This is a genomic window from Plasticicumulans sp. (assembly GCF_035331805.1).
In the GTDB taxonomy this organism is placed as follows: domain Bacteria; phylum Pseudomonadota; class Gammaproteobacteria; order Competibacterales; family Competibacteraceae; genus Plasticicumulans.
The window spans coordinates 1-6,588 of record NZ_DAOLKE010000198.1 but is presented as its reverse complement, the minus strand read 5'-3'; the positions used below and the strand labels follow the sequence as shown (position 1 = coordinate 6,588).

The 6,588-nt window shown below is 69.6% G+C and carries 8 protein-coding genes; 3 read left to right on the top strand and 5 right to left on the bottom strand.

Annotation, left to right across the window (positions count from 1 at the left end; translation table 11 throughout):
* Positions 1-4: 4 nt before the first annotated feature.
* The 4 genes from PKE44_RS13185 to PKE44_RS13170 form a co-directional block, all read right to left on the bottom strand.
* Positions 5-208 (bottom strand): hypothetical protein, encoded by a 204-nt coding sequence (locus tag PKE44_RS13185; protein ID WP_324551933.1) that lies wholly within the window; start codon positions 206-208, stop codon positions 5-7.
* A 160-nt stretch (positions 209-368) separates the two neighbouring features.
* Positions 369-1,460, bottom strand: coding sequence for a hypothetical protein (locus tag PKE44_RS13180; protein ID WP_324551931.1), 1,092 nt, complete (start codon positions 1,458-1,460; stop codon positions 369-371).
* A 442-nt stretch (positions 1,461-1,902) separates the two neighbouring features.
* Positions 1,903-2,562: a TIGR00730 family Rossman fold protein gene (locus tag PKE44_RS13175; protein ID WP_324551929.1), complete on the bottom strand. Its 660-nt coding sequence runs from the start codon at positions 2,560-2,562 to the stop codon at positions 1,903-1,905.
* A gap of 47 nt (positions 2,563-2,609) precedes the next feature.
* Entirely contained in the window at positions 2,610-3,014 is a 405-nt protein-coding gene (locus PKE44_RS13170; protein ID WP_324551927.1) for a hypothetical protein, read from the bottom strand.
* 90 nt (positions 3,015-3,104) lie between these two features.
* Between PKE44_RS13170 and dapE the strand changes: the two genes are divergently transcribed.
* The 3 genes from dapE (at position 3,105) to PKE44_RS13155 (ending at position 6,030) form a co-directional block, all read left to right on the top strand.
* Positions 3,105-4,289: a succinyl-diaminopimelate desuccinylase gene (gene dapE / locus PKE44_RS13165; protein ID WP_324551925.1), complete on the top strand. Its 1,185-nt coding sequence runs from the start codon at positions 3,105-3,107 to the stop codon at positions 4,287-4,289.
* A 101-nt stretch (positions 4,290-4,390) separates the two neighbouring features.
* Entirely contained in the window at positions 4,391-5,332 is a 942-nt protein-coding gene (locus PKE44_RS13160; RefSeq protein ID WP_324551923.1) for a 2-dehydropantoate 2-reductase, read from the top strand.
* Entirely contained in the window at positions 5,332-6,030 is a 699-nt protein-coding gene (locus tag PKE44_RS13155) for an alpha/beta fold hydrolase (RefSeq protein WP_324551921.1), read from the top strand. The genes PKE44_RS13160 and PKE44_RS13155 overlap by 1 nt, the downstream gene beginning before the upstream one ends.
* Positions 6,031-6,130: 100 nt before the next feature.
* On the opposite strand, the gene PKE44_RS13150 is transcribed toward PKE44_RS13155, so the two are convergent.
* A complete protein-coding gene (locus tag PKE44_RS13150; RefSeq protein WP_324551935.1) occupies positions 6,131-6,580 on the bottom strand; it encodes an ArsC/Spx/MgsR family protein in 450 nt (149 codons plus the stop codon).
* Between the last annotated feature and the right edge of the window lie 8 nt (positions 6,581-6,588).

Sequence of the window (6,588 nt, the reverse complement as noted above, 5' to 3'; positions counted from 1 at the left end):
CCGCTCATGAAACCGGTTCGCTTTCGTCCCGCAGATCGCCGTCGGAATCGTCGCTGTCAGACTCGTCGCTGTCGAAGTCCGCCAGAAACGGTGCCCATCTGTGCAGGATTGCGAGCTGCTCGGCGCCACTGGCTCCCCGGGCACGGGCATCGCGCAGTTCCTTGAGCATGCGGGCTTGCACATCGCGTTTGGAAAAGTAGCCGTTCATGGCTCGCCTCCATTGCGACATTTGTTGCTGTTCTTGCAGTGCTATATAGCCCTTTCCGGATGCAGTTTCCTTATCCTGAATCAGGATCAATCTAATTTTTCAATCAATTCAATTGATCAGGCCCTGATTCGATGCTGATCGGATGCAAGCCCGGATCGGCTCAGGGATCCGGCATCAGCAGGTTGCGGTTGATGCACCAGGCCAGCGCATCCTCGAAGGCCGCGACCTGCGGGTCGGGAGTCAGGGCGCCCTGCACGATGCTGGCCGCGGTCGCCAGCGGGGCCTGCAGACCCGCGCGCCGGGCGCCGAGCAGGTGAGGTTCGGCTGCCGTCAGGCGCTCGAAACACCCGACCAGGGCGATGTCGGTGCCGCTGATCCGGTACAGGCCAAGCCGCGCGAGCCGGGCCTTCAGCAGCAGCGGGAACAGGAAACCGAGCAGGCGCAGATGGCTGCGCGCCGCCCAGTTGCCGCCGCGCAGCGGATCCCCCTGACCGCTGCGGCCCAGGCAGCCGAACAGATCATCCAGCCATTCCCGCAGCAAACGACCGGGCAGCAGGCCGGTGGCAGGGTCGCTGCTGCCGGCTGCCCGTTCGCCGGTATCGGGTCCTGACAGCAAGGCGATCTCGGCCAGCAGCCGATCGCGCAGCGTCGCGTCGTAGTCCTCGCAGGCGAGCAGGCTGCGCAACGCAGCACCGAGCAGCATCAGTGCAGTCACCGGAATCAGCCGCTCGGCCTGTGCCAGCGCCAGCCCGTAGGCCTGCAGCGCCTTGTCGATGGCGGCGGTCTGCCCGGCCGGCATCCGGTCGAGTTCGATCAGCGCCTGCAGCAGGTCAACATCGAAGGCCAGACTGCGGCGGTGGTCGTTTGCCGCCGGTGCCGGCATCCCCGTTGCCAGCGGCACGGCGGCAGGGACGCTCTGCGCCGATTGCCAGTGCTGCATGCGGATGCGCAGCGGGTCCGGGCAGCGGAAGTCGGTGTGTGTTTCGAGGCTCAGCTGCGCCAGCGTCGCGCAGCTCAGCCGCTCGCTGAAGCGCACGAGGCGCTGGCGCGCCTCCAGCCCCAGATCGGCACCGAGCGGCCGGTCGGCGGGCACGATCAGCGTCCACTCCGGGCCGGTGCGGCTGCTGCACGGTCCGGCTTCGAGGCGGGCGGCGATCTCGTCGGCGCTCAGCAGCGAGGGCCAGATCAGCGGCTGGTCTTGCAGGAAGCGCAGCAGTCGCCACGGGCCACAGGCCAGCAGCGGCGCCGGCATGGCGAGTCCGGACAGGCAGACGAGAGAAGGCATGGGTGGTCGACTTGCGGCACGCGGGCCGGGTTGGACGTGAACCGTAAGCGTCGGTCACGTCCGTTCGACCACCCGCAGGCCGGTCATACGCACGGATCAACGCCGCGTGCCTTGTCGATCCATCGGTCGGGACTTGATTGAAGACCTGGACTTTGCCCAGGCCGGAATTACATCGGCTTCGATCCGTACCGGCCGTCATGCTGCGCCTGCACAGCACGGGCTCATGAAAATACATTGTGGTGGCTGTGGTAATACGTCAGTCGCCGTATATAGCGACATCCGTCGAAACGGTCCGCTTGACCCGATATGTAAGCATAGCTGACACCCCTGTTGCACCGGTAAAAAAAGTCGGGTCCGACTGATACCAGAGCGCTGCACTAGGGTATTCTGCGTCGCGACATCCCTCGATTCAGATGTCGCTCCCCCCAATTACGCGGTCGCCGCCTTCCCCCTGACGGTACGACCGCGTTTTTTTCGTTCGCTGCTCCGCGTCCTGCCCGATGGGATCGCCGTTGAACGCCTGCGTCGCCCGCCGGGCCGCGCAGGCGTCGAGCAGCCGAGCGCCATCGTCATCGACGAGCACCGCCGCACGCTGCTGCGGACGCATGAAGCCCTGCGCGACGGCGTGATCGAGCAGCGCCAGCAGCGGATCGTGATAGCCGTGCAGGTTCAGCAGCGCGCAGGGCCGGTCGTGCAGTTCGAGACAGCCGAGCGTCAGCGCCTCGAACCATTCATCGAAAGTGCCGATGCCGCCGGGCAGCGCGATGCAGGCATCGGCGAGTTCCAGCATGCGGCGCTTGCGCTGCTGCAGGTCGGGCACGATCTGCAGTTCGGTGAGACCGCGGTGTGCGATCTCGCGCTCGGCCAGCAAATCCGGCATCACGCCGATCGCGCGCCCGCCGCCGGCGAGCACGGCATCGGCAACCCGCCCCATCAGCCCGACGTGGCCGCCGCCGAACACGAGCTCCAGCCCGCGCGCCGCGAGCAGCGCACCGAAGGCGGTCGCGGCTTCGGCGAAACGCGGATCGCTGCCGCTGGCGGAACCGCAATAGACGGCGATGCGCTGCATGACGTGGCCTCCACGGCGTCGGAGCGGCCACCGTAGCGCAGGACTCGCTACCAGTCGCCGTCCGGCAGCGGTTTCAGCACCTCGATGCGCCGGCCGTAGGGGTCGCGCAGCGTGCCATCGCGATCGGTCTCGTAGCGCCGCCGCCCGTCCGGGGCGTAGACGACCGGCGGGCGGCTGCCGGTTTCGCGTTCGAGCGTGCCGTAGCGCTGGCCGCTGAAATCATGGATTTCGGTGCGCCCGCCCGGCGAGGGCAGCGTGTAGTACGGCCCGGGCCGCGGCATCGGCCGGCCCTGCGGCAGCGTGCCGCTCAGCGTCGTCGAGGTCGGGCCGCGCGGTGCGACCGGCCAGCCGTAGCCGGGCGGATGGTGGTAATCGCGGGCGGCCGCGGCGCCGGCGACCGCCAGCAGCAGCGCGGCGAGGCTCAGGCGCAGGATGATCTTCTGGTGCTTCATGATCTTGCCCTCCCCGCCGGTCGCAGCCCCGCGGCCGTGGCCGGCAGCACGTCGTACACTACGCCGCTTTTCGACCCGCCGGAGTCCGGAATGTCCCAAGCCCCCGCCTCGACCACGCTCGCCCTCGCGCGCGAGCTGATCGCCCGCCGTTCGGTCACGCCCGCGGATGCCGGCTGTCAGGCGCTGATGATGGAACGCCTCGCCGCGCTCGGTTTCGAGTGCCAGCGGCTGCGCTTCGGCGAAGTCGAGAACTTCTGGGCACGCCGCGGTCGCGCCGCGCCGCTGTTCGCCTTCGCCGGCCATACCGACGTGGTGCCGACCGGCCCGCTCGAACGCTGGGCCTCCGATCCGTTCACGCCCGAGTTGCGCGACGGCGTGCTCTACGGGCGCGGCGCCGCCGACATGAAGGGCAGCCTTGCAGCGATGGTCACGGCCTGCGAGCGCTTCATCGACGCACATCCGCAGCACGCCGGCTCGATCGGCTTCCTGATCACCAGCGACGAGGAAGGCCCGGCCATCGACGGCACGGTGCGCGTCGTCGACTGGCTGGGCGCGCGCGGCGAGCACATCGACTGGTGTCTGGTCGGCGAGCCGTCCTCGGCGCACACGCTCGGCGACACGATCAAGAACGGCCGGCGCGGCTCGCTGCACGGGCATCTGACCGTGCACGGCGTGCAGGGCCATGTCGCCTATCCGCATCTGGTGCACAACCCGATCCACGCGCTCGGACCGATCATCGCCGTGCTTGCCGACGAAATCTGGGACCACGGCAACGAGTTCTTCCCGCCGACCTCGTTCCAGATCTCCAACGTCCACGGCGGCGCCGGCGCCACCAACGTCGTGCCGGGCACGGCGGAGCTGCGCTTCAACTTCCGCTTCTCGACCGAATCGACGGTCGAGCAGCTGCAGGAGCGCACGCGGCTGCTGGTCGAGATGGCGCTGCTGAACGAGGAGGTCAAGGCCGGCTGGCGCTTCGATGCGACGCTCGAATGGGAACTCTCCGGCCTGCCCTTCCTGACCGAGCCGGGCGCGCTGGTCGATGCCGCCGTCGAGGCGATCTACGCCGAGACCGGCACCGAGGCGCAGCTCTCGACCAGCGGCGGCACCTCGGACGGCCGCTTCATCGCCCCGACCGGTGCGCAGGTGCTCGAACTCGGGCCGCTGAACGCGACGATCCACAAGATCGACGAATGCGTCGCCGCCGATGATCTCGATGCACTGTCGCGCATCTACGAAGGCATCCTGCAGCGCCTGCTGGCGCGCGCCGCCGGCTGAGACACCCCGCCCGCCGGGAGCGGCAGCCCCGCACAAGCCGGTTCACAAGCCCCGGCCTGACCGCTACCCTGCCGCTCTTTGCGCAGGGGGACCGTAACACGATGTCACCTTCCGGCTGGCACATCCTCGGCGCCGGCGCCATTGGCGGGCTGTACGCGACCGGGCTCGCCGCTGCCGGCGTGCCGGTGACGGTGCTGACGCGCGACACCGACAGTGCCGCGGTGCTGATGCGCGAGGGCCTGACGGTCGAGGAGCCCGACGGCCACGAGCTGCACGCCCGCCCGCTCGCCGAGCCGGTCGTCGCCGGCGGCGCGAGCATCCGCCGGCTGCTGGTGGTGACCAAGGCGCAGGACACGGTCGCCGCGCTCGAACTGATCGCCCACCGCCTCGGCCCCGAAACCCGCGCCGTGCTGCTGCAAAACGGCATGGGCACGGCCGATGCCGTGCACCTGCGCTTTCCGCGGCTGATGACCGTGATCGGCACCACGACCAACGCCGCCTACCGCAGCACCCCGCGGCGGCTGGTGCGCGCACGTCGCGGCGAAACCTGGATCGGTGACGGCCCGCTGCCGCTGCCGGTGATCGAGCGGCACATCCTCAGCGAGGCGCTGGCCGAATCCGGCCTGCACGCCGCCTGGGACAATGACCTGAAGCTGCGGCTCTGGCACAAGCTCGTGCTGAACTGCGCGGTCAACCCGGTCACGGCGCTGCTCGACGTGCCGAACGGCGTGCTTGCCGGGACCGGTCCGGCGCGCACGCTGGTGGCGGCGGTCTGCATCGAGGCTGCCGCGGTCATGCAGGCCGAGGGCCTGCCGGCCGATGCGCGCACGCTGATCGAGCAGGTCGTTCGCCTCGCGCACGAAAGCGGGCGCAATGTGTCCTCGATGCGCGCCGACGTGCGCGCCGGCCGCACCACCGAAATCGATTTCATCAACGGTTATCTGCTCGCCCGCGCCCAGGCCCACGGCCTGCAGGCGCCGTGCAACCGCACGCTGACCGAGCTGATCCGCCTGCGCACCGCCACCGCCGGAGGTGCAGCATGATGTCCCGCCCGCCGCTCTTGCTGATTCCCGGCCTGCTCTGCGACGGCCGGCTGTGGCAGCACCAGCTCGCCGCGCTCGCCGATGCCGCCGACATGACGGTCGGCGATCACTCGACGCACGACAACCTCTACGAGATCGCCGCCACGCTGCTGACCAAGGCGCCGCCGCGTTTTGCGGTCGCCGGGCTGTCGATGGGCGGTTACATCGCCTTCGAACTGCTGCGCCAGGCCCCGGAGCGCATCACGCATCTGGCGCTGATCAATACCGCCGCGCGTCCGGACTCGCCCGAAAAGCGCCAGCGGCGGCTGGATTTCATGGCGCTCGCCACGCGCGGACGTTTCCGCGGCGTCAGTCACGCACTGCTGCCGCTCTTGATCCACCGCGACCGGCTCGATGACCGCGAGCTTGCCGGCACGGTCAGCGCGATGGCGCGCGATTCGGGCGTGGAAGCCTATCTGCGCGAAAGCCGCGCCATCGTCGATCGCCCCGACAGCGTGCCGATGCTCTCCGGCATCGCCTGCCCGACCGTCGTCATCGGCGGCCTGCAGGATCAGCTGACGCCGCCCGAGTGCCAGCAGGAAATCGCCGACGGCATTCCCGGGGCCGAGCTGATCCTGCTCGATCGCTGCGGCCATCTGGCGCCGCTCGAACACCCGCAGGCGGTCAACGCCGCGCTGCGCAAGCTGCTGACACGCTGACGCCGCGCCCCCGCCCGCCTGTCGTTCAAGCCCCTCGCCCCTCGCGGCAGAGGGCTTGGGTGGAGGGGGGAAAAAACCATGCATTTCCGGGTGATCGATATCACTGCGCCGTATCGGCCGCCGTGCCCGGCACCGGCGCCGGGCACGGCGCCATCTTCTCGCCCTTCGGGCAGCCTTCGCCGACCGCCGCGGCACTGGCGGCGAGGCCGAGCCAGGCATCGACAGCCTCCTGATCCCAGCCGACGCGCTTCTCGCCTGCAGCTTCGAGCAGCGGGCGGCGGATCAGCAGCGGTTCGGCGAGCATCAGTGTCAGTGCGGCTTCGGCGCTCAGCCGCTCGGGCAGGATTTCGCCGTCGCGCACCCTGGGCGCCGAGCGGTTGAACCAGTCGGCGACCGGCAGGCCGCTGAACCATTCCTGCAGCTGGGCGGCCGTCCACGGCCAGGTGAGCAGGTCGCGCACTTCGAGGCTGTGGCCGGCGGCGCGCAGGGCGGCTTTCTGCCTGGCGTTGCCGCCGCAGCCGGGTTTTTCAAAGAAGACGACGTGGGCCATCGGCCGGA

What these genes read in the sequence shown, in the direction of transcription:
- PKE44_RS13185 (WP_324551933.1), bottom strand. Translation starts at nt 208, where the DNA reads ATGAACGGCTACTTTTCCAAACGCGATGTGCAAGCCCGCATGCTCAAG.
- PKE44_RS13180 (WP_324551931.1), bottom strand. Translation starts at nt 1,460, where the DNA reads ATGCCGGCGCCGCTGCTGGCCTGTGGCCCGTGGCGACTGCTGCGCTTC.
- PKE44_RS13175 (WP_324551929.1), bottom strand. Translation starts at nt 2,562, where the DNA reads ATGCAGCGCATCGCCGTCTATTGCGGTTCCGCCAGCGGCAGCGATCCG.
- PKE44_RS13170 (WP_324551927.1), bottom strand. Translation starts at nt 3,014, where the DNA reads ATGAAGCACCAGAAGATCATCCTGCGCCTGAGCCTCGCCGCGCTGCTG.
- dapE (WP_324551925.1), top strand. Translation starts at nt 3,105, where the DNA reads ATGTCCCAAGCCCCCGCCTCGACCACGCTCGCCCTCGCGCGCGAGCTG.
- PKE44_RS13160 (WP_324551923.1), top strand. Translation starts at nt 4,391, where the DNA reads ATGTCACCTTCCGGCTGGCACATCCTCGGCGCCGGCGCCATTGGCGGG.
- PKE44_RS13155 (WP_324551921.1), top strand. Translation starts at nt 5,332, where the DNA reads ATGTCCCGCCCGCCGCTCTTGCTGATTCCCGGCCTGCTCTGCGACGGC.
- PKE44_RS13150 (WP_324551935.1), bottom strand. Translation starts at nt 6,580, where the DNA reads ATGGCCCACGTCGTCTTCTTTGAAAAACCCGGCTGCGGCGGCAACGCC.